Origin of the sequence: Aquimarina algicola, from assembly GCF_006443095.1 — a bacterium.
Lineage (GTDB): Bacteria > Bacteroidota > Bacteroidia > Flavobacteriales > Flavobacteriaceae > Aquimarina > Aquimarina algicola.
Map to the genome: position 1 here is coordinate 1,101,438 of NZ_VFWZ01000002.1, position 25,734 is coordinate 1,127,171.

General features: G+C 32.1%; 26 protein-coding genes. 19 read left to right on the forward strand and 7 right to left on the reverse strand.

The window, feature by feature from the left end:
• Window positions 1–5 precede the first annotated feature (5 nt).
• The 3 genes from FHK87_RS08915 to FHK87_RS08925 all read right to left on the reverse strand — a co-directional run bounded on the left by FHK87_RS08915 (window position 6) and on the right by FHK87_RS08925 (window position 3,212).
• Window positions 6–416, reverse strand: a complete 411-nt coding sequence (locus tag FHK87_RS08915; RefSeq protein WP_140592327.1) for a prepilin-type N-terminal cleavage/methylation domain-containing protein — start codon at window positions 414–416, stop codon at window positions 6–8.
• Between the two features lie 900 nt (window positions 417–1,316).
• Window positions 1,317–2,036: a LytR/AlgR family response regulator transcription factor gene (locus FHK87_RS08920; protein ID WP_140592328.1), complete on the reverse strand. Its 720-nt coding sequence runs from the start codon at window positions 2,034–2,036 to the stop codon at window positions 1,317–1,319.
• A gap of 69 nt (window positions 2,037–2,105) precedes the next feature.
• A complete protein-coding gene (locus FHK87_RS08925) occupies window positions 2,106–3,212 on the reverse strand; it encodes a sensor histidine kinase (RefSeq protein ID WP_140592329.1) in 1,107 nt (368 codons plus the stop codon).
• 280 nt (window positions 3,213–3,492) lie between these two features.
• On the opposite strand from FHK87_RS08925, the gene FHK87_RS08930 reads away from it, so the two are divergent.
• The 4 genes from FHK87_RS08930 to FHK87_RS08945 all read left to right on the forward strand — a co-directional run bounded on the left by FHK87_RS08930 (window position 3,493) and on the right by FHK87_RS08945 (window position 8,010).
• The gene (locus tag FHK87_RS08930; protein WP_140592330.1) at window positions 3,493–5,889 is read left to right on the forward strand and encodes an outer membrane beta-barrel family protein; all 2,397 of its coding nucleotides are present in this window, start codon (window positions 3,493–3,495) and stop codon (window positions 5,887–5,889) included.
• A gap of 419 nt (window positions 5,890–6,308) precedes the next feature.
• Window positions 6,309–6,530 (forward strand): hypothetical protein, encoded by a 222-nt coding sequence (locus FHK87_RS08935; RefSeq protein WP_140592331.1) that lies wholly within the window; start codon window positions 6,309–6,311, stop codon window positions 6,528–6,530.
• Between the two features lie 511 nt (window positions 6,531–7,041).
• The gene (locus FHK87_RS08940; RefSeq protein WP_140592332.1) at window positions 7,042–7,416 is read left to right on the forward strand and encodes a hypothetical protein; all 375 of its coding nucleotides are present in this window, start codon (window positions 7,042–7,044) and stop codon (window positions 7,414–7,416) included.
• A gap of 54 nt (window positions 7,417–7,470) precedes the next feature.
• Window positions 7,471–8,010, forward strand: coding sequence for a cupin domain-containing protein (locus FHK87_RS08945; RefSeq protein WP_140592333.1), 540 nt, complete (start codon window positions 7,471–7,473; stop codon window positions 8,008–8,010).
• Window positions 8,011–8,191: 181 nt separating this feature from the next.
• On the opposite strand, the gene FHK87_RS08950 is transcribed toward FHK87_RS08945, so the two are convergent.
• Complete coding sequence (locus FHK87_RS08950; RefSeq protein WP_140592334.1) at window positions 8,192–8,995, reverse strand: tetratricopeptide repeat protein; 804 nt, start codon at window positions 8,993–8,995, stop codon at window positions 8,192–8,194.
• A complete protein-coding gene (locus tag FHK87_RS08955) occupies window positions 8,992–9,564 on the reverse strand; it encodes an RNA polymerase sigma factor (RefSeq protein ID WP_140592335.1) in 573 nt (190 codons plus the stop codon). Before FHK87_RS08955 ends, FHK87_RS08950 begins: the two co-directional genes overlap by 4 nt.
• 172 nt (window positions 9,565–9,736) lie before the next feature.
• On the opposite strand from FHK87_RS08955, the gene FHK87_RS08960 reads away from it, so the two are divergent.
• From FHK87_RS08960 to FHK87_RS08985, 6 genes are all read left to right on the forward strand, one after another.
• On the forward strand, window positions 9,737–11,026 hold the full coding sequence (locus FHK87_RS08960; RefSeq protein ID WP_140592336.1) for a S8 family peptidase: 1,290 nt from the start codon (window positions 9,737–9,739) through the stop codon (window positions 11,024–11,026).
• Between the two features lie 111 nt (window positions 11,027–11,137).
• Window positions 11,138–13,891: a CHAT domain-containing protein gene (locus FHK87_RS08965; protein WP_140592337.1), complete on the forward strand. Its 2,754-nt coding sequence runs from the start codon at window positions 11,138–11,140 to the stop codon at window positions 13,889–13,891.
• A 271-nt stretch (window positions 13,892–14,162) separates the two neighbouring features.
• Window positions 14,163–15,113 (forward strand): hypothetical protein, encoded by a 951-nt coding sequence (locus tag FHK87_RS08970; protein WP_140592338.1) that lies wholly within the window; start codon window positions 14,163–14,165, stop codon window positions 15,111–15,113.
• Window positions 15,114–15,353: 240 nt separating this feature from the next.
• Window positions 15,354–16,994, forward strand: coding sequence for a hypothetical protein (locus FHK87_RS08975; RefSeq protein WP_140592339.1), 1,641 nt, complete (start codon window positions 15,354–15,356; stop codon window positions 16,992–16,994).
• A 255-nt stretch (window positions 16,995–17,249) separates the two neighbouring features.
• Complete coding sequence (locus FHK87_RS08980) at window positions 17,250–18,437, forward strand: cation:proton antiporter (RefSeq protein WP_140592340.1); 1,188 nt, start codon at window positions 17,250–17,252, stop codon at window positions 18,435–18,437.
• Window positions 18,430–18,681 carry a glutaredoxin domain-containing protein gene (locus FHK87_RS08985; RefSeq protein ID WP_226294161.1) on the forward strand — a complete coding sequence of 84 codons (252 nt, stop codon included), beginning with the start codon at window positions 18,430–18,432 and terminating at the stop codon, window positions 18,679–18,681. The genes FHK87_RS08980 and FHK87_RS08985 overlap by 8 nt, the downstream gene beginning before the upstream one ends.
• 145 nt (window positions 18,682–18,826) lie before the next feature.
• Here the strand turns inward: FHK87_RS08985 and FHK87_RS08990 are convergent, their stop codons facing one another.
• Window positions 18,827–19,204 (reverse strand): hypothetical protein, encoded by a 378-nt coding sequence (locus FHK87_RS08990; RefSeq protein WP_140592342.1) that lies wholly within the window; start codon window positions 19,202–19,204, stop codon window positions 18,827–18,829.
• Between the two features lie 407 nt (window positions 19,205–19,611).
• Between FHK87_RS08990 and folE the strand changes: the two genes are divergently transcribed.
• The 5 genes from folE to FHK87_RS26160 all read left to right on the forward strand — a co-directional run bounded on the left by folE (window position 19,612) and on the right by FHK87_RS26160 (window position 21,793).
• Window positions 19,612–20,301 (forward strand): GTP cyclohydrolase I FolE, encoded by a 690-nt coding sequence (folE, locus tag FHK87_RS08995; RefSeq protein ID WP_394344917.1) that lies wholly within the window; start codon window positions 19,612–19,614, stop codon window positions 20,299–20,301.
• A complete protein-coding gene (locus FHK87_RS09000) occupies window positions 20,302–20,688 on the forward strand; it encodes an alkyl hydroperoxide reductase (protein ID WP_140592344.1) in 387 nt (128 codons plus the stop codon).
• Complete coding sequence (locus FHK87_RS09005; RefSeq protein ID WP_140592345.1) at window positions 20,681–21,064, forward strand: DoxX family protein; 384 nt, start codon at window positions 20,681–20,683, stop codon at window positions 21,062–21,064. Before FHK87_RS09000 ends, FHK87_RS09005 begins: the two co-directional genes overlap by 8 nt.
• Window positions 21,061–21,483 (forward strand): hypothetical protein, encoded by a 423-nt coding sequence (locus FHK87_RS09010; protein WP_140592346.1) that lies wholly within the window; start codon window positions 21,061–21,063, stop codon window positions 21,481–21,483. The genes FHK87_RS09005 and FHK87_RS09010 overlap by 4 nt, the downstream gene beginning before the upstream one ends.
• Window positions 21,484–21,637: 154 nt before the next feature.
• Window positions 21,638–21,793 (forward strand): hypothetical protein, encoded by a 156-nt coding sequence (locus FHK87_RS26160; RefSeq protein ID WP_226294162.1) that lies wholly within the window; start codon window positions 21,638–21,640, stop codon window positions 21,791–21,793.
• A 23-nt stretch (window positions 21,794–21,816) separates the two neighbouring features.
• Here the strand turns inward: FHK87_RS26160 and FHK87_RS09015 are convergent, their stop codons facing one another.
• On the reverse strand, window positions 21,817–22,404 hold the full coding sequence (locus tag FHK87_RS09015; protein ID WP_140592347.1) for a riboflavin synthase: 588 nt from the start codon (window positions 22,402–22,404) through the stop codon (window positions 21,817–21,819).
• Between the two features lie 89 nt (window positions 22,405–22,493).
• On the opposite strand from FHK87_RS09015, the gene pdxA reads away from it, so the two are divergent.
• The 4 genes from pdxA (at window position 22,494) to FHK87_RS09035 (ending at window position 25,711) form a co-directional block, all read left to right on the forward strand.
• Entirely contained in the window at window positions 22,494–23,552 is a 1,059-nt protein-coding gene (gene pdxA / locus FHK87_RS09020) for a 4-hydroxythreonine-4-phosphate dehydrogenase PdxA (protein ID WP_140592348.1), read from the forward strand.
• Between the two features lie 180 nt (window positions 23,553–23,732).
• On the forward strand, window positions 23,733–24,272 hold the full coding sequence (locus tag FHK87_RS09025) for a YceD family protein (RefSeq protein WP_140592349.1): 540 nt from the start codon (window positions 23,733–23,735) through the stop codon (window positions 24,270–24,272).
• Window positions 24,273–24,282: 10 nt separating this feature from the next.
• Window positions 24,283–24,480, forward strand: a complete 198-nt coding sequence (gene rpmF / locus FHK87_RS09030) for a 50S ribosomal protein L32 (protein ID WP_140592350.1) — start codon at window positions 24,283–24,285, stop codon at window positions 24,478–24,480.
• A gap of 235 nt (window positions 24,481–24,715) precedes the next feature.
• Window positions 24,716–25,711, forward strand: coding sequence for a beta-ketoacyl-ACP synthase III (locus FHK87_RS09035; protein ID WP_140592351.1), 996 nt, complete (start codon window positions 24,716–24,718; stop codon window positions 25,709–25,711).
• The last annotated feature ends 23 nt before the right edge of the window (window positions 25,712–25,734 follow it).

Here is a 25,734-nt window from a genome sequence, read left to right on the forward strand (position 1 = left end):
CAACATTAGTCTTTGGTAATTTGTTTTGGGTTACCACTTTCGTTTATCTCCCATACGTTGAATATTCCATCTCCATCAAAATCTACTACTGCTGTGGCTCTCGCTTTGAAATTAGAAACATTAGCTTCTAGCAGTTCATAACTATAATTAGCAGTACCTCCATCTTTTACTGTTCTGGGAGCTTCATAATTAAGTTCGTTAAAATCTAAGGTATATTTAGAATTCAAGTATCGATATTGGGTTTGCATATTACTTATAGTTTTGAGCTGTATTTTGGCCTCTTGTGCTTTAGTTTGGGCTATCAAAGGCAAAAAATTTGGCAGAGCAATCAGTAATAAAATCCCAATAATTGCTAATACTAAAAGCATTTCCTGAAGGTTGAACGCCTTTATTTTTCCGGGTAGGGCTTTTTTCATTTTCTATGCTATCAAAAGTTTATCTACTAATAATCCGTTAATAAAGCTTTGTTTAAAAAGGCATTTTCCAATCTGTAAACCTATATTTTTCTTTCATTGCAGCAAATGCTTCAAATACAGGTTTTTGCTTTTTATTAACTTTTTATTAAGATTGTTTTTTAATGTTTTCTAGTGCAATATTAAGACATACGAGTTTCATTTTTCGGGACTCGCATTTTTTTTTTGAAGAAAAATGATGTAGTAAAGTGTTAAAGTTTTATCTCTAATATTTTTGTATTAGTATTTTAAAATTTCTGAGCAATACGGAAGGATTTTCATTACCACAACGAAATACTAAATGAACATGACTTGGTATAAAACAAATAATACACAACAAAAAACAGCTATACTCTTTATTAATATAGCTGTTTTTTTTACTCCTATGATTATTATTAATTCTAAACCATCAAGTATGGTGAGCGAGGCATCATTCTTATATATTATTATCTTCTCATTACAAAACTTGAAGCTGCTGGTAGTTCACTTAAAAAACGAAGAATACTTATTATACTTAAACCGAATATTTTATATACATCTTTCATAACTCAATATTTTTAATTTCCTTGACATAAAGATAGGGTGATCACTCGGTTCAAATCTCAGTTTTTCGATAATTGAGATTATTGCGTCGTTGAACTGTAGTTATGTGATGATCAATGATTTTGTAAATAAAAGAGTTTACTAATATTCACAAATCTTTGGATAATTCTAATTCTTCTAAAATTTTATTGATAACAAAAGATATGACTGGTCTGTCTAATTGTTTGCACAAGACCAAAATATATAATTTTTAATGTATTTTGAACAAGAAGCATCACTTTTTTTAGATTTAAAATCTAATTTCTAAATATTTATTTCTTACTAAAACATCAACGCTTTAATCTTGTCTGCGTAGCCTCTACTCACTTTTACATTTTCCTGATTTAATAAGATGATCATATAACTTTTACCATATTTGGCAACTTCTTTGATTTTATCCAAATGTACAATCGTACTTCGATGGATGCGTAAAAAATGTTTGGGATCTAATTTTTCTTCTAATGCACTAATCCCATGATTACTGATAAACACATCTGAAGCCGTGTGCAATTTAGAATAATCTCCATAAGCTTCTATATGATATATTTCATTGGTTGCCAAGGTAACATATTTATTTCCTTTTTGTACAATGATCCGTTCGGGATATTGTTGTTTTTGTTCGATATGCTCTTCGGCTAAAGGGATCAATTGTTTGACTTCATGAATACGTGAAATAGCATTATCAAAACGATCTTTGGTATAAGGTTTTAATAAGTAATCTACTGCATGTACCTCAAACGCTTTGAGTGCGTATTGATCATATGCTGTACTAAATACAATTTGTGGGAGTTCTTCTAAATGCTCTAGTACATCAAAACCAGTCATTCCGGGCATCTGGATATCCATAAATACCAAATCCGGCTTAAACTCATTGATAATTTTTATAGCATCTACTCCATTATTGGCCTCGCCTAATAAAATGAGATCAGGATAAGCCTCTAGATATTCTTTGATAAGTGTACGTCCTGATTTTTCGTCGTCTACAATGATTACTTTTTTCACGTATATATGGTAAAATAAATATGTTATTCCCTAACTACTTCATATTTCTAAATTCGTACTTCCTAACCTCTATATACTAAACTCTACAATCAATCCCTTTGGTTCATTATCAGATAAGTTCAGGCTAGAGTTATACATTTTTTCTAATCGTTTTTGTGTATTGCTTAACCCAACTCCGGTTTGCATAACAACAGTTTTATCTTTCACTCCCACTCCTGTATCTTTTATCGTAAAAGAAAGGATTCCTTTTTCTTTTTCTTCAATGATAATATCGATCTGTCCTCCTTCGGTTAATGGGGCGATACCATGTTTTACAGAGTTTTCAACAAGAGGTTGTAAAAGCATTGGAGGTATTTGCCAATGTAATAAGTCTTTGTCTACAGCGATCGAAATCTGTAAACGGTCTTCGAATCGTTTTTGTTCGAGATCAAGATATTTGCGTACAAAATCTAATTCATCTCTCAGAGGAACTAAATCCTCTCTACTGGCACGTAATTGATATCTGAAAAGATCAGAAAGATCAGCCACCATCTCACGAGTACTCTCCATTTCCTTAGGAATACTGGCATTGATCGTATTGAATACGTTATACAAAAAATGAGGATTGAGCTGTGCTTTGATTGCACTTAACTCGCTCTTTAGTGCTACATTCTTCAATTCTATTTCATTACGAATTTTACGCTGATTACTGATATAATATTCGTATGCATGAAACATAGCAAATTGTATCATGTAGATCAATGCAGGGATATAAATATCCCATTTTTCCTGATTTCCTCGTAGATGTCCAAATTCAAATTGTTCTGATACCCAATAATACCCTTTCCATGCTATTAATATAAAAACAGGTAATAATAAAAAATGTAACAATAAGCGATAGTGTAATTTCCATGTACTGCATACTCTAAAGATAACCCACCATATAAACGCTGTTGCCGTTAACATCAAAATATGCTGTAACCCACTATCATCAAGCCATTCTAAAGGACTTAAAAGTTTTTGCCACTTATCTGGCTTACTCCAATAGACAGTCCATAAAGTAAATCGATACACAAAAGATGATAATAAATTTAAACCTACTACTATTGCAATCTCCCCTGCTTTGATTCCGAATATTTTTTTATTCCACAAAGAGGAGGTGTTTTCTTCTATCGAATGTATTTTGCTTGTTATCATGGGTATTGCTAATATACTATTATCATTTGAGTTTACTCGATAATCGAGATTTAAATGCCCTTATCTTTTATTTAGAACATCTGCCGGATAGCATTTGAAATATCGTACAGTTTTTATCAAAACTACAGACACGTTTCTAATGTATCAAGGATAGATCGACCAATGGTCCTATATCAGGTTGAATGGTCCAAAGACAATTTATCGGTCTATCCGACCACTCATCTAAAAATCCTTTCAATAGCTGATAAAAGTCTTCACTTTTGAATCAAAATCAGAAATCATGAAATCATTACTATTTATTATTACATACCTATCTGTTAGCATCATTCAATTATTGTATGCACAAAATATTAGTGGTACTGTAGTTGATTCATCTAATCAACCTATACCTTATGCCAATGTGATCATTAATACTACAGATCAACAATTGGTTAAAGCTGGTATCACTGACGAGAATGGACGTTTCTTTATTACAAATATTCAGAGTGACACCTATACACTTGTGATTAGCAGTCTTGGATTTCTACCTTATAACCAAAGCATTACAACGACAGAGGAAAATACTTCACTAGATACAATCACCTTAAAAGAAAGTACAGAGTCTCTAGAAGAGGTAACCATTACAGCCAAAAAGCCTATTGTAGAAGTTAAGCCCGATAAAACGGTTTTTAATGTAGCAGAAACACTCACCGCTTCAGGAAATAATAGCTTGGACGTATTGCGAAAAGCTCCCGGAGTTCGTGTCGATAATAATGATGATATTGTAGTAGAGGGAAAAAATGGAGTCCTGATTTATATCGATGATCGACAAAGTTTTTTACAAGGAGATGATCTTACTGCTTTTTTACAGTCCTTGCAAGCAGATGAAATAGAGAGTATCGAGATTATAACACAACCTTCTTCAAAATATGATGCAGCGGGAAATGCTGGTATCATTAACATTAGGTTAAAACGAGAAAAAGGAATAGGTACTGTTGGGAGTTTCTCTAATACCTTAACATATGGAGATTTCTTTAGAAATACTACTCAGGTAGGCATCACAACAAAGGCAAAAAAATGGGATTTTACAGCTAATTACAGCAATTTCACAGGACGTTCTACTCGTTTTATCAATCTATTTCGCGTACAAGGAGATAATATTTTTGATTCACGCTCGAATACCGAAAATGATGTGGTCAATCATAACCTTCGTACAGCCGCAGATTATGTGGTTAATTCTAAAAATAAAATTGGGGCTTCTGTAAATGTCTCTTTAAGAGATGCTACTTCAGAAACAAATTCAAGGACGCCAATCATCAGAAGAAACACCAGAGTAATCGATAGTATCTTGTTGGCACCAAACCGTAACGAGAATGAAAGTTTAAATCTGAATACAAATATCAATTATCGATATAAGGATACCACAGGAAGAAGTTTTTTGATAGATCTTAATTATGGGTATTACCAAAGAGATCGCTTTAACAATCAACCAAACTTTTACGTGACTGCCGATGGAGCTCCACTTAATGAAAATATCACTGCTCAAGATACCCCTATTGACATTGATATTTATGTAGCAAAAACAGACTACGAACAAAAAGTAGGTAAAGGTACTCTTGCCCTAGGGTCTAAACTATCTTTTGTAAAAACGGATAATACCTTTGATTTCTTTACCACTGAAAATGGAGTAAGTACGCTAGACCTAAACCGTAGTAATACCTTCGTATATGACGAAATGGTCACTGCTGCTTACATTAACTATAATTTTGGAATCAAAAAATGGAAGATTCAAGCGGGATTACGTATGGAAAATACAGATTCTAAAGGAGATCTCAACACATCAAACCAAAATGACAATAAACTGGTAAAACGCAATTATACAGACTGGTTTCCATCCGGAGGGCTTACATACCAGGCTTCGCAAAATCATTCGCTGGCATTAGTGTATAGTAGAAGGATACAACGCCCGAATTATCAAGAATTAAACCCATTTGAATTTCAGTTAGATGAATTAAGTTTTAGAAGAGGAAACCCTTTTTTACAACCTCAATATACCGATAATCTTAAACTGTCACATACGTATAAATATACACTTACTACCAGCATAAGCTATACACATATCAGTGATTTTTTCGCACAGGTTACAGAAGCAGAAGGAGAAAATCGAAACTTTATCAATACTCGTAATGTAGCCGATCAAGAAGTAATCAACCTTAGTGTTTCTTATCCTAAAAAGATAACGGATTGGTGGAGTGTGTATATGAGTGCGTATGTGTTTTACAATAAATTTAACCCCACAGACCCTTCTTTCATTGCTGTAGATCAAACTACTTATGGTGGATATGCACAAAGTACTTTTAAGTTGGGAAAAGGATTTTCATTTGAAGTAAGTGGCTGGTACAGTAGCCCATCTATATGGGGAGGTACATACAATACCGAATCGCTGGGAGCACTGAATATTGGAGTGCAAAAGAAATGGGATAATTGGACTGTAAAACTTACAGGAAACGATATTCTATATACCATCCCGTGGAGAGGAACTACACAATTTGGTGACCTCTTTATCGATGGTCGGGGAGGTTCTGATAGCAGAACAGTGCAGTTTTATGTAAGTCATTCTTTTGGAAATAAAGATGTAAAAACCAAAAAACAAAGAAAATCCGGCCTAGAAGATGAAGAGGATAGAATTAGCAACTAGATTTTAGTATTGAGAAGAGGGGTAGAGATTTTTATTTTTTAAAAAAAACTACCCCTTCTCTCATTTTACATTCTCCTGATTTAATTTAATAGTACAATCATACAGCTTTTTCCATATTTGATTCATTTTTGTAGAATGATCCGCGTAGGATATTGTTGGTTCTGTTCGATACGCACTTGACGGCTAAATAGTTAGGTTGTTGACCTTCATTATGATCGTCAGAAATCATCAAATTGATTTAAAAAAGGTACCACTTCTTCTTCTGGTGCGAATCCTAAGAAATTTTCTTTTTATTTAGCGTCATCAATATTTAGTAATACGCTGTTTTTAAACATTCTAAGTAAGGGAGTAAATAATGGACATAAACCTTGAATGTCTCACAATTATCAAGGGATTAATCATTTTTTAAATTATTACTTATGAACAAAAAATTATTAAACTTAGGAAGAGCTTTAAACAAAACTGAGCAAAGATTTATTAAAGGAGGAACATCGATTATTGGTGATGAAGATATAGACGGAGAAGATGATCAAAAAGAAGATTTGTATTGTTACTGTGGCAGTGGAGGTGTATACAAAACTGGTCATTGTAAGTGGTGTGGTTGGTTCTGTGGAGCCAGTCAAATTTTAGGTTGCAGATAATGTGTCGTTAGGACACATTATCTAGCTTTAAATGTATCGCTAAGAATAATTAATTTGACGAAAAATCAATTTAAAAACCATACTATAAAATTAATTAGTATGGTTTTTTGGCGATAATAATTGTCTTAAATAAAATTGACAATGTATTATCTATCATTCTCGCATCTTTTTCTTTAATCAATCTTTTTCTGACATCATACAAAACACCTTCATAAAAAAGTATTTTTTTTTCAATAGTAATACTTTTGAAAGAATACACTTCATGACAACCTTATCTGTTTACTTTTTGTTTATCATTATACATCTTATTTTAATGAGAAGGAATTTTTAGGTTCTTTTAAAGAGGTTGTACAAAAACTTTGATAAAGTGAAAATAACAATGATAACAGTACTATTTTTTAACACTTATTCCTAATTTTATTTATACGATGCTCTTGAAAATTAATACGTTATTAATATTATTTTATCCCTATTTTCAATGTATCTTAGAACAAAATAGATAATTATCAATATGAATAATATTAAAAACATAATAATCTTATTATTTGGAGTTGCCTTTACCGGATGCATTAACAATAACCCATATAAAGGTGTTAAATGGATTAGAGATTATCCGGGAGCCACAAATCGCCATGTAACGTATACCCCTGTTTTGAAAACTGATAATAGTATTATTCTTGGACCAACTATTGGTGCTGATTTTGGTAAGTTAAAATTTAAAGATATTGACAATGATGGAATCAAAGAAGTAATCATTGAAACGGATTACTTATATACACCTGCAGAATTTCATTCGCCTGTACAACACATTTTAAAAAGTACGATTGACGATAATGGCTTGACAAAATTTGAACTCATTAGCACAAAAGAATTAGAAAAAGACTAAGCATACAATAGCTATCCGTAATTGTGTACCCAAAAAACAAACCCTTTACTTCTTATGTATCATAAAAAAATTGAGTTTTCTAATGCTATACTCAAAGACCGCATACAGATCATAGAGGATTCAGAATACAAATTAACATTTAGAACATATTTAGAACCCGATGGAGGACAGCATGAGTTGCATTACCATACTAAACTCAATGAAAAGTTCAAGATCATTCAAGGAGAACTGAATGTTATGATTGATAATGAAGAAAAAACGTTGATCGTCGGAGATGAGCAAACTATAACTAATTTTACCAATCATCGGTTTTACAATGCATCTAGTAAACAAGTTATTTTTGACGTTGAAGTATTAAACCCTAAAAAGATGATGAATGCTTTGCAGATTATGTATGGGTTAGTAGAAGACGGAAAAACCAATGCAAAAGGATTACCAAATAATATTTTTCATACTGCTATCGGGTTACAAATGATGGATGCTTTTTCTCCTAAAATTCCGTACTTCATACAAAAATTTGGGATTTCAATATTAGCTATACTAGGGAGGATTCTTGGAATAGAGAAAAAGTTAATTAAAAAGTATTGCAAATAGAAAACTACCTGTCTCAATAAAATTAAGACCCTCCAAAATACTTCAGGGCAAACTTAGGAGTTATTTGAATTTCTATTGTTGAGCAAACAAAAAAAGCTTACCAATTATAGCATTACAAAACAATATAATCCTGAATCAGATAGATCAAACACTGGCATAATTTATTACACTTAAAGCCTTTCTATTCCAACGCTCTAAGCAATGACTTTGCTTTTTTATAATTGTAATTATTACTATCGTTCGTGATTATTTTTAATACGTCTTTTGCTTTTTGTGTACTATTCATTTTAAGGTAAGTAAGTGCTATAAACCAATTGGCTTTGGGAGCATCTAATGTGTTAGTGTTTTTCAGTTCCTCAAAGGTTTGTAATGCATCATTATACGCACTGAGTTCTAGTTGGGTAACACCCATATATATTAAAACTTGCGTATTTAGTTTCGTTGTATCATTTGCATTAAATTTAGTAAATAATGCTAAAGCCTCTTCGTACTGTTGTTCTCTAAACAGTTGTTCTCCTTCGGCCAATATTGTATTTGTATCTCTTACGGTTAATGATGGTAAATTTTCCCAATTTTTATAATCGGCATATAGTGCATTATGGTCGATACCAGTATTAAGTCGGGTGGCTATAAAAAAACCAATGATGAAAATAGCAGCAATAGAGCCAATGTACACGAGCCATTGCCTTGTTTTTGAACTTGATTGAGTCTCAAAATACATTTCTTCTGCATTTTTGATACTCTTTGCAACAGCATTGCCTTGCTCACTCATCAAAAAAGATTCATAATCCGTTATTTGTTGATTTTTTGTAGTGTTTTGAAGGTTCCAATCATTTTCATTATATATGGTATACATTTCGGTATATGTAACTACATCTTTTTGTAATTGTGGATTCTTACTCATCTTTTCCTCAAAAACCAGCCTTTGCTCGGAAGACATGCTCCCATCGAGATATAACTCTATTTCTTTTTCTAATTCATTCATAGCTCTTTGAGTTCGTTATAACGAGCATCAGCTTGTATCGATTCTTTTAATTTACCTTTACACTTAAAAATTCTTTGCCTTACCGTATTTTCTGTAGCATAACCTAAGGTTTTTGCAATTTGAACATAAGGTATTTTATTAAAGAAAAATTCTAAAATTTTCCTGCAATTTTCAGAAAGCTCTTGCAGTTTCTCCTGAAACAATTCCCACTGATCTTGCTCAAAAGCTGCAAGGGCAATTTCTCGCTCTTCATGTACAAGATCAATAACCGTATCATTTGTTACCCTGTTTTTTGAAATTTTAACTTCTCTTCTCCAAACATTCTTACACGTTGTAAATAAATAGCCTTCAAAAGAAGAATTGATCTCAAAAGTTTTGGTTTGTGCTCTAGTTGCTAATTGTAATAATGCTTTTTGTAATACATCTTTAGCATCGTCTTCTGTACCATCATGTCGGATCACATACCGTTTCACTTTGGGATATATAACTTTATATATTTCAAGAATACCTGCATCATTGCCCGATATTAGGCTTTGTAAAAGGTAATCATCATGTTCTTTTTGAGTCATTTTTGAAAAAAGTACGCTAGATGAATAAAAAAGTTTGCTTTTTGGGGTAACATAAATGCCATTTATGTATCCTAATGCAGAGATACACAAATTTAGATAAATAATTTTAAAACAAATAAGGGAAAAACAAGGGGGTATCCCCCAAAACTCGTTATAAATTAAACTAATAATTATGAAAACAATCTATTTATTTATCATCGGAATTTTATGCACCCTATTGCAGGCATGTGCCGTAGATGATGATGCAATTATCACTTCTGCTCAAACAGTACAGATAGACAATAATACCAAAAGTAGTGCTATACCTTTGCCGGTAATTTCAAAAAACCAGGTAATCATTCGATACAAAACCTATCATACTCCATCACAAAAAAGAGCCTTACGAGACAGGTTCTTTGTACTAGACTCTACCAGATGTTCCTGTGGAGATGACGATCTAGAATTATGGACGATCAACAAAGATTCTATAGATGTAGAAGAAGCAGTTGATAATATAGATGCAGAAGCAGATCTAGAAGGTGATCATCAATTTTTCTTCAAGTTGGATGATAATGATGCTTTACCATTACAGGAAACTGCTTTAATTCAAGACAAACTCGCACCGCTACATTCTAATGCAGTAAATATTGCTGTTATTGATACCGGTGTTGCTTATGATTATTTTGAAGATCCATTTTTATATTACAATCCGGATCAAGTTGATTGTAGATCAGAGATTTCGGGATGGGATTTTGTAAATAAAAGCTCAAACATACGTGATGATCATGGTCATGGAACTTTGGTTACAAAATTAATCACCTCAACTTTGGATGCCCACAGTATAAATCATAGAATATTACCTGTCAAAGCATTCGATAAAGCCGGAAATAGTTCATATTGGAATCTTGTTTGCGCTACCAATTATGTGGTTAATAAACGACCAGCGGTAGATGTGGTTAATATGAGTTTTGGTTGGTATGGAGTAGCAAAGCAAGACATTATGCAAAGTTTAATTTACGAAGCTAGAAAAACTACAGTTTTTGTAGCTTCAGCAGGAAATCAGGGTATTGACACCGATAGTAGAATACCGCATTTTCCATCTGGATATGAAGTAAGAAATTTATTGACTGTTGCAGGTTTTCAACCTACCGAAGCTGTTTATCTGGATCCGGTGGGAAATATAAGTAAAGGGATAGAATTATCAGAAATTTCAAATTACGGAAGTATTAGTATCGATATGGTAGCTCCTTTTGCATATCAAATATCTATACCTAATAAAGAAAATGACATTGTTGATGCTCAAGGAACTTCATTTTCTAGCGCATTTGTTTCTGCCAGAGCTGCAGAGCTTTTCAAGAATTTTACTTCTCCCTATAGAGTACGAAAATATTTGTTGGACACTGCTTATTTTTCTGAAGAAATGAAAAAGAATACAAGAGAAGGAAAAGTAATCCTGAACGAAGAAAAAATAGAAAAAGAATAAGAACTATCAATTTAGTTTGCACTAAATATTAGCTAAAGCAGAAATTAAAAGACAGGTAAAAGGGGGTATTTACCTGTCTTTTGCTTCTGTAAAAATCATTATTTTTATATAATGATCTGCAAATCAATTCTTGTTTTAAGCCTACTCCTATTTCATGCTCAGTCTTTCTATGGGCAGCAGCAAGAAAAACTACGTAGTATTATAGCTTCAAATGCCTCTATAGAAGTTCGACAACAACAATTAGATTCTTTTTTTTTGATTGAAAAAGATAAAATACCACTCAAAGTCTTGGCAGATTGTTATCATGATTATAGTCTAAGATGGTGCTATGGTGTACAGTGGAGAAAAGCAGGAAATAATAGTTTTTCTGAACAAGCTATTGAATATGCAAAAAAAGCTTTAAAAATACGAGAGAATCTAAGTGATCGTAATACTAAGGATTTAAAAAATACACTCTTCAATATTGGTTATTTTAATTATCTAAAAGAAAACTATTTTGAAGCTATTAAAGCATTTTCTGATCTGGTAGACCTTGAGCATACAGATACCAAAACAATGGATGCCAATAGAATGCTGGGCAATGCCTATACAAAAATTGGAGATTTTTATAAAGCCTTACGTTACTTCGATAAAGTAATTGCTTTTTGTCAAAAAGATACATTGAATAGTAAACTCCTCTTGCGTACCTATATCAACCGTTCTTCAACCTATACCTCAATAGGATACCTAGAATTTCCTGAACAAATTAATGCTGACTTAAATAAAGCAGATTCAATTTTAAAAAATACAGGTATCCAAGATAATTTAAGAAAGACTAGTATTTCTTTAATGAGAGGAAATTTTCACATTAAAAACAATGAATTTCAAAAAGGAATTTCATTTTTTAAAAAAGCATTAGTTAGTTTATCTGAGAAAGATTCTGTCAATATTGCAAAAGTTTATAATAGCTTAGGACTCTCACAGCTTAAATTAGACAAGTTTGCAGAAGCTATAGAAAACATACAAAAATCAATTGCATACAATCCCAATTATAGTTCTCCTTATGAAAACTTAGGGGATTATTATATCAAAAAAAAGAAATACAAAGAAGGGTTATCCTCGTATCAAAAAGCAATTGATATTATTTTACAAAAAAAAAGAGAAACTTTATATACTGATTTGGTCAGTAAAGAAGAGTTAGAAGTAATTGCAGACAAAGATCGTTTGCTGGGTCATCTTATCAGTAAGGCCAATGGTTGGGTTACCTATTATCGTCATGATCTCAATAAAAATCATCTTGAAAAAGCACTTCAAACTTTTATATTAGCAGATCATTTGGCAGATTTAATTCGTTTTGAAAGTACCGAATACAAATCAAAATTATATTGGAGAGAAAAAGGAGCAGTGCTCTACATGAACGCTGTTGAGGTATGTTATCTTTTAGAGAAACCCAAAAAAGCATATTATTTTATAGAAAAAAATAAAGCCATTTTACTTTTGGAAGACATTACCCATGAGCAAGCTAAAAAAAATGCAAAATTACCTGACCATATTGCCAAACGAGAATTTGATTTAAAACGTAAAATTTATCTTTCAGAAAATAATCTTCAAAATACTAATACGTTCTCAAAGGATTCTATTACAATACTCAAAAATAAAATTTATAATCATAAACAGGCTCATGAGAAATTTGTAGACTCTCTAGCCAAAGCATATCCAAATTATGCTGAAATCAAAAAGAAACCAACGATTATCCCTTATACATTTTTTAAAGAAAAATATATCGCCGATAATGAAGTTGTGCTGCAATACATTCTTAACAAAGAGAAAGGATTTGGAATTTTGCATACGCCATTACAAACCATTTTCTTTAAGATAAACAATACAAAGCAATTGTGTAGTAATGTTATAAATGCACATCAACAAATGGCTCAACCCTTCATGACTAGAGATGATTTATCAGTTTTTCAAAGAAATACACATTTTATTTTTTCTCAATTGATTCCTCAAAACGTATATAATTTAATACAAGATAAAAAACTCACCATTGTCCCTGATCATATCCTACAGCAATTGCCTTTTGAAGCCTTGTCAACCCATCCACAAAAGCTTCATTATTTTATAAAGGATGTAGAAATAAAATACGTGTATTCTATGTCATATCTGGATCGCAATCGCCATATGAAACGAAATCCAAAAAAAGAATTTGTTGGTTTTGCACCCATTACTTTTAAGAATAGTGGTTTGAGTAATCTCTCACTGAGTAAAAATGAGATTGAAACAATCAAAAAAATATATTCGGGCGATCTATTGATACATAAACACGCTTCTAAAACGAACTTTCTTGACACCATCAATAATTACAAAATTATTCACCTTTCTACCCATGCAGATATTGGTGAAACATCAAACCCTTGGATTGCTTTTGCAAACCAAAAAGTCTCTCTGAATGAGATTTATGCTACCAAAAACCAGTCTGATCTCGTTGTCTTAAGTGCTTGTAAAACATCTTTGGGAGAACTTCAAGAAGGCGAAGGAGTAATGAGTTTAGCAAGAGGTTTCTTCCATTCGGGAACCAAAAGTGTCGTCTCTTCATTATGGTCTACCAATGATAAAGCCAATCAAGAGCTCTTGATCAATTTTTATAAAAACCTAAGTAAAGGGCTCACTAAATCTGCAGCGCTTAGAAATGCAAAACTCGATTATATCAAAAATCATGAGGGTAGTGAAAAATCTCCTTTCTACTGGGCGCCTCTCGTATTAATTGGTGATAATGCTCCGATACCACCATCTCCTTCCTTTTCAATATGGACTGGATTGACCATAATATGTATTATATTAATTGTTATTACGTTCATTTACTACAACAAAAAACTAAAACATTAATCACAGTTTAAAACAATATTCAATAAGCGTTATCATATAGTTTCCGGATATTATTTTCAACACGTATCACTGCCCAAGTGATTTTTTTTAAGTATTTCTAATTTTTTTCGATTTTGTGGGTAACCTTTTACAAACAATATACTCCTCTTAGCAAATAAACAATTGTTTACATAGACTGATCATCTATTAAAATTGCCACAAAAGATGTGGTTTGGCGGAAACTGAAAAGCCAGTAATAGAGTACGTAAAACTCATTAAGACCAAACAAATTATGAAAAATCTAAAAATCATCATGTTATCATGTCTAGCTTTGGTATTCATCACTTCTTGTGAAAAAACCGAAGTAGAATCTCAAGAGTTCAATACTAATGAAGAACTCCTGGAAAACTCAAAAAACCAAGCAAAAATTACTATGAAAGACGGTACTCAGATTTCTTTCTATAAAGTAAATGATGGAGATCTACAAGGTGTTTTCTTGATGGAGGAAACAGATTGCGGAGAATGCTCACCGCTAAATGCAATCTCTAATTTGGTAGAAAAAGAATTATCCGAACAGGAAATCTTTTGGGCACTATCAGAACCAGGAACCGCAATTCCAGAATTTTTGGAAATACCAAAACAAAAAGCTTCAAATATTCAAGCACAAGGTTGGGGGAGAAATGCAATCAAAAATCTATCTCCGGCAGTTTATCAAGCAGCAACAGTAGCTTGTAATAATAACTCGTTCACAAGCTCTATCGCGTATGGATTTATAGGAACACCAGAGTTTATCCGATTAGATAAAACTCCTGATAATTATAATTCTTTTATAAATGACTGCGCAGATTTAGGTGTTTGGGGTTGCGAGAAAGGTCCGAGATATAGATATACAGCTACATTCTCTAACATCAAAAGATGGAAAGGAAAAATCTGTAGTAAAGCGGTACAAAATTCAAGTAATAATCATTACATGAAATATTTTTGTGACTCATCAGTACCTTGCGAGACCTATGTAGGCCCAGAATTATACTTCGAATATAAATCTAATGGAGTATGGAAAACCATGAAAAATACTTTTGGGGGTGCTCCCGCAGGATTTGAAGTACCTGCCAACAGCACAAAGGTATATACGTATTCATGGAGAACAAGTAGTAATACTTCTTTTCGTCTTCGGGTAAAATATGCTATGGGTAAAGACCAATTTGATTTTATGATGGATAAACAATCTGCAGGAGAATCATAACATCACAACAAATTTCATAAAACTACAGCCCGGAAAGTAAACTTTTAATCATTAGTAATGTTTTGATATTGTTAGTTAAGAAAGGGGGAAACTTAAAAAGCATGATAACGTAGATTGGAAATACAAACCTTCATTTACTTTCCGGGCTTCTTTACATTGTCTTGCATGATACCTTTCTATGTTTTTATAGCAATTGATTAAATACAACTGGCAATTCATAATTTTATAAAACACACAATCATGTTCAAATTAAAAATCAATTATATTTTTTTTCTAGTAATATGTTTTATGGTTTCATGTGACAAAAATGAAGCTATAATCGATACTGAAAATATAGCAGAAATCAATGAAATTTCTAATCAGGAGACAAAAATACTATTAGATAATGGTAATAGTATAAGGTTTCAACAAATCGATGATGGAGAACTAAAAGGTACTTTTATTCTAGAAGAAAGTACTTGCGAAGACTGTTCTGTGTTAAATAATATCACAGAAATGAACGGTAAGGAACTTTCTACAGAAGAAATATTCTGGGCATTATCCAAACCGGGAGCAAATGTTCCTGAATTTCTTAAGACAAATCTCTCAAAAAAGAGTATTACAAAAGAACAAGGATGGGCAAGAGAAACGGTATTGACTTTTCCTAATCGAATTGAAATTACACCGATAAGAGCAGTAGTGGCTTGCAAAAACAGTAATTTTACAAGTTCTATTGCAGGAGGTTTTCTGGGAGAACCAGAATTTGTAGCACTTGATAAAACTCCTAATAACTACAATGGTTTTGTAAATGATTGTGCAAGTTTAACGCCTTCTGCATGTAATAAAGGACCAAAATACAGACTTCATGCTGTAATGAACAACATCAAAAAATGGAAAGGAAAAATCTGTAGTAGAGCTATTCAAAATAGTAGTAATGATCATTATTTTCCTAATAGTACTACCGGTAGTATTTGTCAAAGCCCTCCTTGTAGCAGTTATGTAGGACCAGAATTATATTTTGAGTATCTGTCTAATGGAAAGTGGAAATCAATGAAAAATGTAGAACAAGGAGAGTTTGCAGGTTTCGAAGTTCCAGCAAATACAACAAAAGTGTATACATATTCCTGGAATACCAATGTAAAAACCTCTTTTAGATTAAGAGTAAAAAATGCTATGGGTAAAGATCAATTCGACTTTATGATGGATCAAGAAGATGTAGTTGTAGGTGGGGATAATAATGGTGGTTCTGGTGGAGAAATTTCTCCAGAAGATTTCCCTAAAATACCTGATCATGTAAATATATCGGGAATGAATAGCTACTATCTTATTGTAGATTTCACGAATATGATAGATAGTAAACCAACCATCACAATTCCAAAAAGTTTCTTATCATATTTGCCTCAATATGAGGATAAAATTATATTTCCTAATAACTTCTGCGGCATTGAGGTGAGAAAAGCCCATAGATTTGCCTGGTTTGATAATGGCGGTCAGGTGGTATTTGATCATCCTTATAATTCTATGGAAGAAGATGAATATATGAGTTCTGCCCCTGGTAATCCTTATCACGATGACTATCTAGGCGGAATTCGATTTGCCGGGCCTATTGGTGCTTGTAGTTCTTCTAATAAAAACTGGAAATTCCCAAGTCCGTTGACAGCCACTCAAACAGTGATGGATCAACCGTTAAAATTAGTGATCGAACTCAACAGCGATTCTGAGGTGAGATTCTTTGACTATGCATTACAAGAAGGTAAACCAATAAATTATGATAAACTTTTTAAAGAAGTTGACTTTAATAAAATGATCAAATGGTTTAACCAAACATTTTATTACGGTTTCAAATGGTGGGTCGATGCTATCTGCGAAGAAGACCCTTCTGCTTGTCCTTTGGAGGATTAATATTGTGTATTATTAGTTTTGTGTAAAGGGGCTAAAAAAGTTATTGAATGCTTTTTAGCCCTTTTCTTATGAAAGTATATCTCTTTAAAGCCTATTCTCAATTACGATTTCAAAAAAGAAATTAAAATTCTGGATCTGATACACTCAATTTAATACTAGAAGCAAACTTTAAAACAGAAAAAATTAGAAATACATTTCTTAAGGCATATCTTTATAAAAAATTCAGTGTTAATATCTTCTACAAAAACAGGTATTATGCAACATCACATTCTCATCAATATTTGTGCTATTTTTGGCATGGCTACGGGCGTAATCATTATTTGCAAGCTTCTAAAAATAAGGCATATTATTGGGTATTTAATTACCGGAGTATTATTAAGCCCAAATACCTCTGATTACTTTGCCGAGATGGCAGAAGTCGAAATATATGCAGAAATAGGTGTAATTTTATTGCTATTTACAGTAGGTCTAGAATTTTCTTTTAGTAATTTAAAACGGATCAAAGACTATGTTCTTATAGGTGGATCATTTCAGGTATTTTTTACAATTGGTTTAGCTGCTTTTTTAATAGGAATTATTATGCAGCCATCGCTACAAGAAAGTATTTTTTGGGGATTTTTATACGCTTTGAGTAGTACGGCTATTGTAGTCAAAACATTACAGGATAGTAATAAGATTAATACCCCTCATGGCAAATTTATTCTTGCAATACTTCTTTTTCAAGATATTATGATCGTTCCTTTTATGCTTTTTACCCCTTTACTAGCTGGTGTAGAAGGTAGCGTAGGAATAACATTACTATGGCTATTGGGTAAATTAATTGTAATGGGAGGTATTGCTTATTTACTTGCTCGCTTTATCATTCCTTATTTTCTAAAAATTGTAATGAAGGTGCAAAGCCAAGAAGTATTTTTGATTGCTGCCGTATTTATTGTTACTGCCATTGCATTACTGACTGAAAAATTGGGATTATCATTAGCTCTAGGAGCTTTTATTGCCGGACTCATTATTGCAGAAACTGATTATAATAGAATAGCCATTTCTTGTTTTTTACCTTTTCGGTATGTCTTTATGAGTTTTTTCTTTATCTCTATGGGAATGTTATTAGATTATAAAATTTTTATTACAGATACATTATTAATCATATTTTGGTTTTTCTTTACTCTTTTTGTGAAAGCTGTCGCAGGTGTATTGGCTGTAAAAACTATGAAACTAGAATGGAAAACGGCACTAGCTGTAGGGTTTTCTATTGCTCAAATTGGAGAATTTTCTTTTGTCTTGGCACAAAGTGGTTTAGAATACGAATTAATTAGTCCAAAAAATTATCAGATTTTCTTAGCAGTTTCAATTTTATTGATGTCTATAACACCATTTATTGTTATCAATGCCGAAAAGATTCATCCTGTACTTTCAAAACCTTTTAAACCTAAAAAAAATGCCTGAGTTAAAATTATATGGAGCAGACTGGTGCTTAAAATCTTCTAACTTAAGAAACTACTTACAATCCATTTGGGTATCTTTTGAAGATTTTAATGTTGAAACAGACAAAAAAGCAGAAGAAACAATTCGTTCTTTATACGATGGGAAACTTAAATTTCCTACCATAACTTATGGAGATGATTTTATAAAAAACCCTTCTATAAAAGAACTCGATGAATTTCTTAACAAACACAACATCAAAGAATAAAGCTTTACTCTTATCATCAAATACAGTATTAACATTGTCTAACGTATTATCTGTATCATTCCTTAATTTTATCTTTTTCAATAAAGAACCTCAGAGCATCTAAATCTCAATTATCGAGTAAAATCAAAGGAGTATTAGCTATTTATTACACCAATTTGATATCTTCTTTAAAAAGCATATGTATATATTCTGCATGTATATCTGCATGATGCTCTGTTTCTAAACAATGAAAAAGTAAGTGTATCAACCCATAATCTCCAAGGCTATCCCTATACTCATGCCTCTCTTTGTTTTTGACCCACATAATAAAACAACATAAGTGACCGATCTCTCCAAGTTTTTGAGGGTCTTTAAGACATTTCTTGAACTTATCAAGTTTCATATTAGCATATTCATTATACTTTCTCTTACAAAAGCTATAGTCAAAAGTATGCTTGTATGATTGTAATTTCCTGTTTTGTATTTCATAATTAATACCGCTCATAACATAATATCCTTTTGCATTACGTATTCTTATATTCATATTAGCAGGCTTTTGGTTTTATCATTTTAACAAAACATATGCCAGAACTATTAAAGGTTAAGTTATTTTTTAAAAAATCATTCATACTTTTAAAGTCTGAATTTTTTGGAAATATTCCAATACAAAAATACAAAATTTGGAAATATTCCATTATTTTTACAGTAGAAAAAATCAAAAAACTTAGCACCTTAAGTTCAATTATTCACTAAATTTTAATAAAAACTTAAGTATTAGTATATTTGTTTTGTTTAACTTTGAAATTAAAATTGTTAAACAAAATTATTTATTTGCCATTTTATTTCTGTCGGAATACATATCAGTTAAATTGATGTGTTAACATTTCCTTAGAAATTTTACGTCGTAATATTACGACTACATAGCAAATTAAGATTATGAAAATAAGATCTATGTTAAAAGAAAAAACAAAAACCAACGGATATAAGCTCAACGGATTCTCTCCCGAAGAGATAGGAAACGATCACCTTTTTACAGGCCTAGAAACCCCAATGCGAGAAGATGCTTTTTATCTATCTGATCAAGAAAAGAAAGAAAAAATTGCAGACCTTTTTGGACAAATCATGGATGTAATGGGCTTAGATCGTACCGATGACTCTTTACAAGGCACACCTGATCGAGTAGCCAAAATGTATATCGATGAGATTTTCTCAGGTCTTAATCCTGATAATAAACCAAAAGTTGCACTTTTTGAGAACAAATATCAATACAATCACATGTTGGTAGAAAAGAATATTTCTTTTTATTCAAATTGTGAACATCATTTTGTACCTATTATCGGAAAAGCACATGTTGCCTATATTTCTAACGGAAAAGTGATAGGATTATCAAAATTAAATAGAATTGTTCAGTATTATGCAAAGAGACCTCAAGTACAAGAACGTCTTACCAATCAAATCGCAAAAGAACTAGAACAAATACTTGGCACAAAAGATATTGCTGTAATTATAGATGCAAAACATTTATGTGTAGCATCAAGAGGAATAAAGGATGATACATCTGCAACAGTAACTGCATATTACGGAGGCGCTTTTAATACTTCAGACAAAATTGCAGAATTACAAAACTACATCAACCAGTAAATGAAAATTACGCTACAACTAGCCGCTATCTATAATTTGCTTTGGGGAGCATGGGTGGTTTTATTTCCAAATCATTTTTTTGAAATCACCCAGATGGAACCTATTAATTATCCTGTGATCTGGCAAGGCATGGGGATGGTTATTGGCGTATATGGACTTGGATATTGGTGGGCTTCTTATAATCCTATGCGTCATTGGCCTATTGTCGTTGTAGGTTTTTTAGGAAAACTTTTTGGCCCGATTGGTTTTATTATTAATTATTTACAAGATAATATCCCAATCGAGTTCGCGTATACGATGATCACCAATGATTTCATTTGGTGGATTCCATTTTCTATAATTATATATAAAGTACACAAAGAATACAAGTGGAAACTTAATGATTAAGTTTTTGATATACAGCCAAGCATGTTTTTATTGTATTGCAGGGATTAATCATTTTTTACACCCAGAATTTTATTTAGATCTAATTCCTAATTATCTCTTTTATCCCAGACAAATTAATTGGATAAGTGGATTATTAGAAATCATTCTGGCAATATTATTTTGTATTCACAAAACCAGAAAAATTGCGTCGATAGGAATCATTATAATGCTAGTAGGGTTTATTCCTTCACATATTTATTTTATACAAATAGGTTCTTGTATAGAAGGTGGTTTGTGTACACAACCATGGGTAGCATGGGTTAGGTTATTATTGATACACCCCTTATTTCTTATTTGGGCTTGGTATTCAGGAGGTTTAAAATTAAAAATATCATGAGTGAGATACTTTTAGTGACAAGACTATTATTGGATTTTGGACTTCTCGTATTAATCTGGATTGTACAACTCATTATATATCCTGGATTCGCATATTATACCCAAGATCAATTATTGATTTGGCATTCAAAATACACAACATTCATTACGATAATTGTTATGCCACTTATGCTAGGTCAATTAGCACTTTATTCAATTCAGCTTTTTCTTCATATTGATGTCTATGTCTTAATCATATGGGTACTAATTGTATTGATATGGAGCGCTACTTTCTTGCAGGCTGTTCCTCTTCATAATAAGATTGCTCAAAATAAGAACAAAAATAACATTATTGTTAATAAGTTAATCAAAATCAATTGGTTGAGAACTGTACTATGGACAATGGTTTTTGCGTTTAGCGTGCTCAGCGCGATCTTTTAGTATTACTTTCTTGTTGATAAAAGATAATAAAATTATTTCCGTGCAAAGAATATGAATATTACTTTTACATCATGAATTTGATAATTGTGGTATGTTTTTTGGGGAAAGAACACTCACAATACATTAATGGGAAAATAAATCAAATTGAAGAATTATGCAGTACAAAGTAATTGATACAAAAAGCCAGTATTTTGGTAGAGTATTGGATTTTGAAGCCTGCTCTAATTTGAGTGATTTAGGAGGAGTACTCTTAAAAATAGGAAGAAATAAAGTTTCACTTTTTAAATTTAATGAAGTAGAATTAGTGTAAACCACTATTCTACTTCTTCTTTTTTATTCAATTTCTGTAATTCTCTTTACATATTTACCAATTACATCAAATTCTAGATTTACTACAGTTCCAACTTTAAATGTATTAAAATTGGTATGCTGGTAAGTAAAAGGAATAATCGCTACACTAAATTGATCTATCTTAGAATCCACCACTGTAAGACTTACTCCATTTACTGTAATTGACCCCTTTTCTATAGTAATATTACTAAGGCTTTTATCATATTCAAAAGTAAAATACCAACTACCATCAGCTTCTTTGATCGCAATACAAGTTGCTATTTGATCTACATGACCTTGCACGATATGACCGTCAAGCCGATCTCCCAATTTCATACCTCGCTCTAGATTTACAATATTTCCTTCTTGCAAATGCATTAGATTTGTTTTATCTAATGTTTCTTTGATCGCTGTAACTGTATACGTATTACCTTCAATTGATACTACAGTCAAGCATACTCCATTATGCGCTACGCTCTGATCAATCTTTAATTCTGAGCAAAAATTCGCTTGTACAGTAATATGCAGATTTTCTTTATCTGTCTGTAAAGAAGTAACTTTTCCTAATTCTTCGATGATTCCGGTAAACATAAATGCGAATTATTTAATTAAATTTGTAATCTTAAAAAGATAAGAACTGATTTTAGACCCTAAAAATACTGATAAAGTAATATTAAATAATGAAGAAAGAAGAAAAAATAAGAGTTGGAATATCAATTGGAGATCTTAATGGTATAGGTAGTGAGGTTATTCTAAAGACATTTGAAGATTCTCGTATGTTGGATTTCTGCACTCCTATAATTTTTGCATCTGTAAAAATTCTTTCTTTTCTAAAAAAACATTACAAAAGCAATGTACATCTACATGGTATTGACAAAATTTCTCAAGCTTTGGATGGCAAAGTTAATGTATTAAATGTTTGGAAAGAATCTGTAAATATTAATTTTGGTAAAGAAGACCTAAAAATAGGTAGTTATGCAATCAAATCACTAAAACAAGCCACAGAAGCACTGAAAAATGATGAGATCAATATACTAGTTACTGCACCGATTAGTAAACACAGTATCCAATCACAAGATTTTAATTTTCCTGGACATACAGACTACCTTAATCAAGAGCTAGAAGGAAATAGTCTGATGTTCATGATAACAGAAGATCTCAAAATCGGCTTGTTGACTGATCATGTAGCTATTAATGATATCACAAAAACTATTACTCCCGAATTGATTGAACAAAAAATAAAAACTATTCATCAATCACTAAGACAGGATTTTGCAATCATGAAACCAAAAATTGCGGTCTTAGGTATAAATCCGCATAGTGGAGATAATGGTGTCATTGGTACAGAAGATGATGAAATTTTGAAACCTACACTACAAAAAATCAATGAGTCTGGAATATTGGTATATGGACCATATGCCGCAGACAGTTTTTTTGGGTCAGATACTCACAAAGCTTTTGATGCTATTGTGGCCTCATATCATGATCAAGGACTCATTCCTTTTAAAACACTTTCTTTTGGAAAAGGAGTTAACTACACAGCAGGACTCAATAAGGTAAGAACTTCTCCGGATCATGGAACAGCATTTGAGATTGCAGGAAAAAACGTTGCTGATCATAATTCTTTTAAAGAAGCGCTATTTTCTGCATTGACCATTTATAAAAACAGAATAGAGTTTCAGGAACTAACAAAAAACCCCCTCAAAAAACAACCTCGTAAACCACAAAACAAAGCATAAATAATACAAAAATGAGTACTTAAGTATTTTATGATATCAAATAGGTATGGTAAAAACTTGATAAATCACTAACTTTCTGATATAAATTTGGTTACAAAAATACTTTCATAACGATTTTTTATTATCTTTGCACCCGCCTTTTGATTAAAGAGGTCAGATTTTTTTGAAACTGATGACGAAATGAAACAACTAAAAGAGTACACTATCCCTTTTGTTGGATTGAAGCAAGGATTACATCGGTTTGATTATCAAATTGATAATTCGTTCTTTGAGCATTTTGAGTATGATGAATTTAACGCATCTTCGGTCAAAATAGATTTAGAATTAACAAAAAAAGTGAATATGCTAGAGCTTCATTTTGAAGCAGCAGGAACTATAAATGTTAATTGTGATCTAACCAACGAACCTTTTGACTTGCCTATTACAAATAACTTTTTTGTAGTAGTTAAGTTTGGAGAAGAGTATAATGATGAAAATGAAGAGCTACTTATTCTTCCTCACGGAGAATATGAAATTAACATACAACAGTTTATTTATGAACTGATTGTATTAGCTGTACCTTCAAAAAGAATACATCCCGGAGTCGAAGATGGTACTTTACATTCAGACATTCTCGAAAAACTAGAAGAATTAAGTCCAAAAGAAAAAACAGAAACAAACAACAAAGAGGAAACGGATCCTCGCTGGGATAAATTAAAAAACTTATTAAACGATAAATAATAGCTGAGCAATGGCACATCCTAAGAGAAAAATATCAAAAACTAGAAGAGATAAGAGAAGAACGCATTACAAAGCTAGCGTTCCACAAATAGCTACAGATCCTACAACAGGAGAAGCTCATTTATACCATAGAGCTCACTGGCATGAAGGAAAATTATACTACAGAGGTCAGGTTGTAATCGACAATACTGAAGAAGAAGTAGCATAAGTACTATGTTAAAGTTTTAAATAAGGCTCTCACCATGTGAGAGTTTTTTTGTTTTTAGTTGAATATGTCTCAAAATCCCTTTATTTTGCGCCATGTTATAAATAATTCCTAATTTAGATTAAAGTAAATATTCTTTTTTTAGCAATCGTTTTAATATTTATTAGGTTTAATTTAGTAATTTCAACGACTTTTATACATTTTTGTGTTAATTAGTTCGAGAAACTAAAATTAAGATATGAGTAAAATCACAGCCGCTATTACAGCTGTAGGCGCATATGTGCCGGACTATGTGTTAACCAATGCCATTCTAGAAACAATGGTAGACACAAACGACGAATGGATCACCACTCGTACTGGTATCAAAGAACGTAGAATATTAAAAGATAAAGACAAAGGAAGTTCTTTTCTAGGGATAAAAGCAGCAGAAAACTTGATCGCCAAAAAAAATCTCGATCCCAAAGAGATTGATATGGTTATTTTTGCTACTGCTACGCCAGACCTTCCTGTTGCTTCAACTGCAGCATATACCGCTTCTCAAATTGGTGCTGTAAATGCATTTTCTTACGATTTACAAGCGGCATGTTCCAGTTTTTTATATGCTATGTCTACTGCCTCTAGTTACATAGAATCTGGCAGATACAAAAAAGTACTTGTCATTGGGGCAGATAAAATGTCTTCTATTATAGACTACACCGATCGAGCAACATGTATTATTTTCGGAGATGGCGGTGGAGCTGTTTTATTCGAACCAAATCAAGACGGTTTTGGCTTACAAGACGAATACCTGCGTACTGATGGTATTGGTAGAGAGTTCTTAAAAATTGAAGCCGGAGGATCAATATTGCCACCTTCTGAAGATACTGTCGCAAAAAAACAACACTTTGTACAACAAGATGGAAGAACCGTATTCAAATACGCTGTTTCTAACATGGCAGATGCAAGTACAAAAATCTTAGAACGTAACAATCTTACAGGAAATGATGTTAATTGGCTTGTCGCACATCAGGCAAACAAACGCATCATCGACGCAACAGCAAATAGAATGGAGCTTGATGAAAGCAAAGTTCTAATGAATATTCAAAGGTATGGTAATACAACTTCGGCTACTATACCTTTATTATTACACGATTACGAAAAACAACTCAAAAAAGGAGATAACATTGTATTTGCCTCATTCGGTGGAGGTTTTACATGGGGCGCTATTTATCTTAAATGGGCCTACAACTCCTAAAAACTAAAAACACACAATACCCA

What these genes read in the sequence shown, in the direction of transcription:
- FHK87_RS08915 (WP_140592327.1), bottom strand. Translation starts at nt 416, where the DNA reads ATGAAAAAAGCCCTACCCGGAAAAATAAAGGCGTTCAACCTTCAGGAA.
- FHK87_RS08925 (WP_140592329.1), bottom strand. Translation starts at nt 3,212, where the DNA reads ATGATAACAAGCAAAATACATTCGATAGAAGAAAACACCTCCTCTTTG.
- FHK87_RS08930 (WP_140592330.1), top strand. Translation starts at nt 3,493, where the DNA reads ATGAAATCATTACTATTTATTATTACATACCTATCTGTTAGCATCATT.
- FHK87_RS08935 (WP_140592331.1), top strand. Translation starts at nt 6,309, where the DNA reads ATGAACAAAAAATTATTAAACTTAGGAAGAGCTTTAAACAAAACTGAG.
- FHK87_RS08940 (WP_140592332.1), top strand. Translation starts at nt 7,042, where the DNA reads ATGAATAATATTAAAAACATAATAATCTTATTATTTGGAGTTGCCTTT.
- FHK87_RS08945 (WP_140592333.1), top strand. Translation starts at nt 7,471, where the DNA reads ATGTATCATAAAAAAATTGAGTTTTCTAATGCTATACTCAAAGACCGC.
- FHK87_RS08950 (WP_140592334.1), bottom strand. Translation starts at nt 8,995, where the DNA reads ATGAATGAATTAGAAAAAGAAATAGAGTTATATCTCGATGGGAGCATG.
- FHK87_RS08955 (WP_140592335.1), bottom strand. Translation starts at nt 9,564, where the DNA reads ATGACTCAAAAAGAACATGATGATTACCTTTTACAAAGCCTAATATCG.
- FHK87_RS08960 (WP_140592336.1), top strand. Translation starts at nt 9,737, where the DNA reads ATGAAAACAATCTATTTATTTATCATCGGAATTTTATGCACCCTATTG.
- FHK87_RS08965 (WP_140592337.1), top strand. Translation starts at nt 11,138, where the DNA reads ATGATCTGCAAATCAATTCTTGTTTTAAGCCTACTCCTATTTCATGCT.
- FHK87_RS08970 (WP_140592338.1), top strand. Translation starts at nt 14,163, where the DNA reads ATGAAAAATCTAAAAATCATCATGTTATCATGTCTAGCTTTGGTATTC.
- FHK87_RS08975 (WP_140592339.1), top strand. Translation starts at nt 15,354, where the DNA reads ATGTTCAAATTAAAAATCAATTATATTTTTTTTCTAGTAATATGTTTT.
- FHK87_RS08980 (WP_140592340.1), top strand. Translation starts at nt 17,250, where the DNA reads ATGCAACATCACATTCTCATCAATATTTGTGCTATTTTTGGCATGGCT.
- FHK87_RS08985 (WP_226294161.1), top strand. Translation starts at nt 18,430, where the DNA reads ATGCCTGAGTTAAAATTATATGGAGCAGACTGGTGCTTAAAATCTTCT.
- FHK87_RS08990 (WP_140592342.1), bottom strand. Translation starts at nt 19,204, where the DNA reads ATGAATATAAGAATACGTAATGCAAAAGGATATTATGTTATGAGCGGT.
- folE (WP_394344917.1), top strand. Translation starts at nt 19,612, where the DNA reads ATGTTAAAAGAAAAAACAAAAACCAACGGATATAAGCTCAACGGATTC.
- FHK87_RS09000 (WP_140592344.1), top strand. Translation starts at nt 20,302, where the DNA reads ATGAAAATTACGCTACAACTAGCCGCTATCTATAATTTGCTTTGGGGA.
- FHK87_RS09005 (WP_140592345.1), top strand. Translation starts at nt 20,681, where the DNA reads ATGATTAAGTTTTTGATATACAGCCAAGCATGTTTTTATTGTATTGCA.
- FHK87_RS09010 (WP_140592346.1), top strand. Translation starts at nt 21,061, where the DNA reads ATGAGTGAGATACTTTTAGTGACAAGACTATTATTGGATTTTGGACTT.
- FHK87_RS26160 (WP_226294162.1), top strand. Translation starts at nt 21,638, where the DNA reads ATGCAGTACAAAGTAATTGATACAAAAAGCCAGTATTTTGGTAGAGTA.
- FHK87_RS09015 (WP_140592347.1), bottom strand. Translation starts at nt 22,404, where the DNA reads ATGTTTACCGGAATCATCGAAGAATTAGGAAAAGTTACTTCTTTACAG.
- pdxA (WP_140592348.1), top strand. Translation starts at nt 22,494, where the DNA reads ATGAAGAAAGAAGAAAAAATAAGAGTTGGAATATCAATTGGAGATCTT.
- FHK87_RS09025 (WP_140592349.1), top strand. Translation starts at nt 23,733, where the DNA reads ATGAAACAACTAAAAGAGTACACTATCCCTTTTGTTGGATTGAAGCAA.
- rpmF (WP_140592350.1), top strand. Translation starts at nt 24,283, where the DNA reads ATGGCACATCCTAAGAGAAAAATATCAAAAACTAGAAGAGATAAGAGA.
- FHK87_RS09035 (WP_140592351.1), top strand. Translation starts at nt 24,716, where the DNA reads ATGAGTAAAATCACAGCCGCTATTACAGCTGTAGGCGCATATGTGCCG.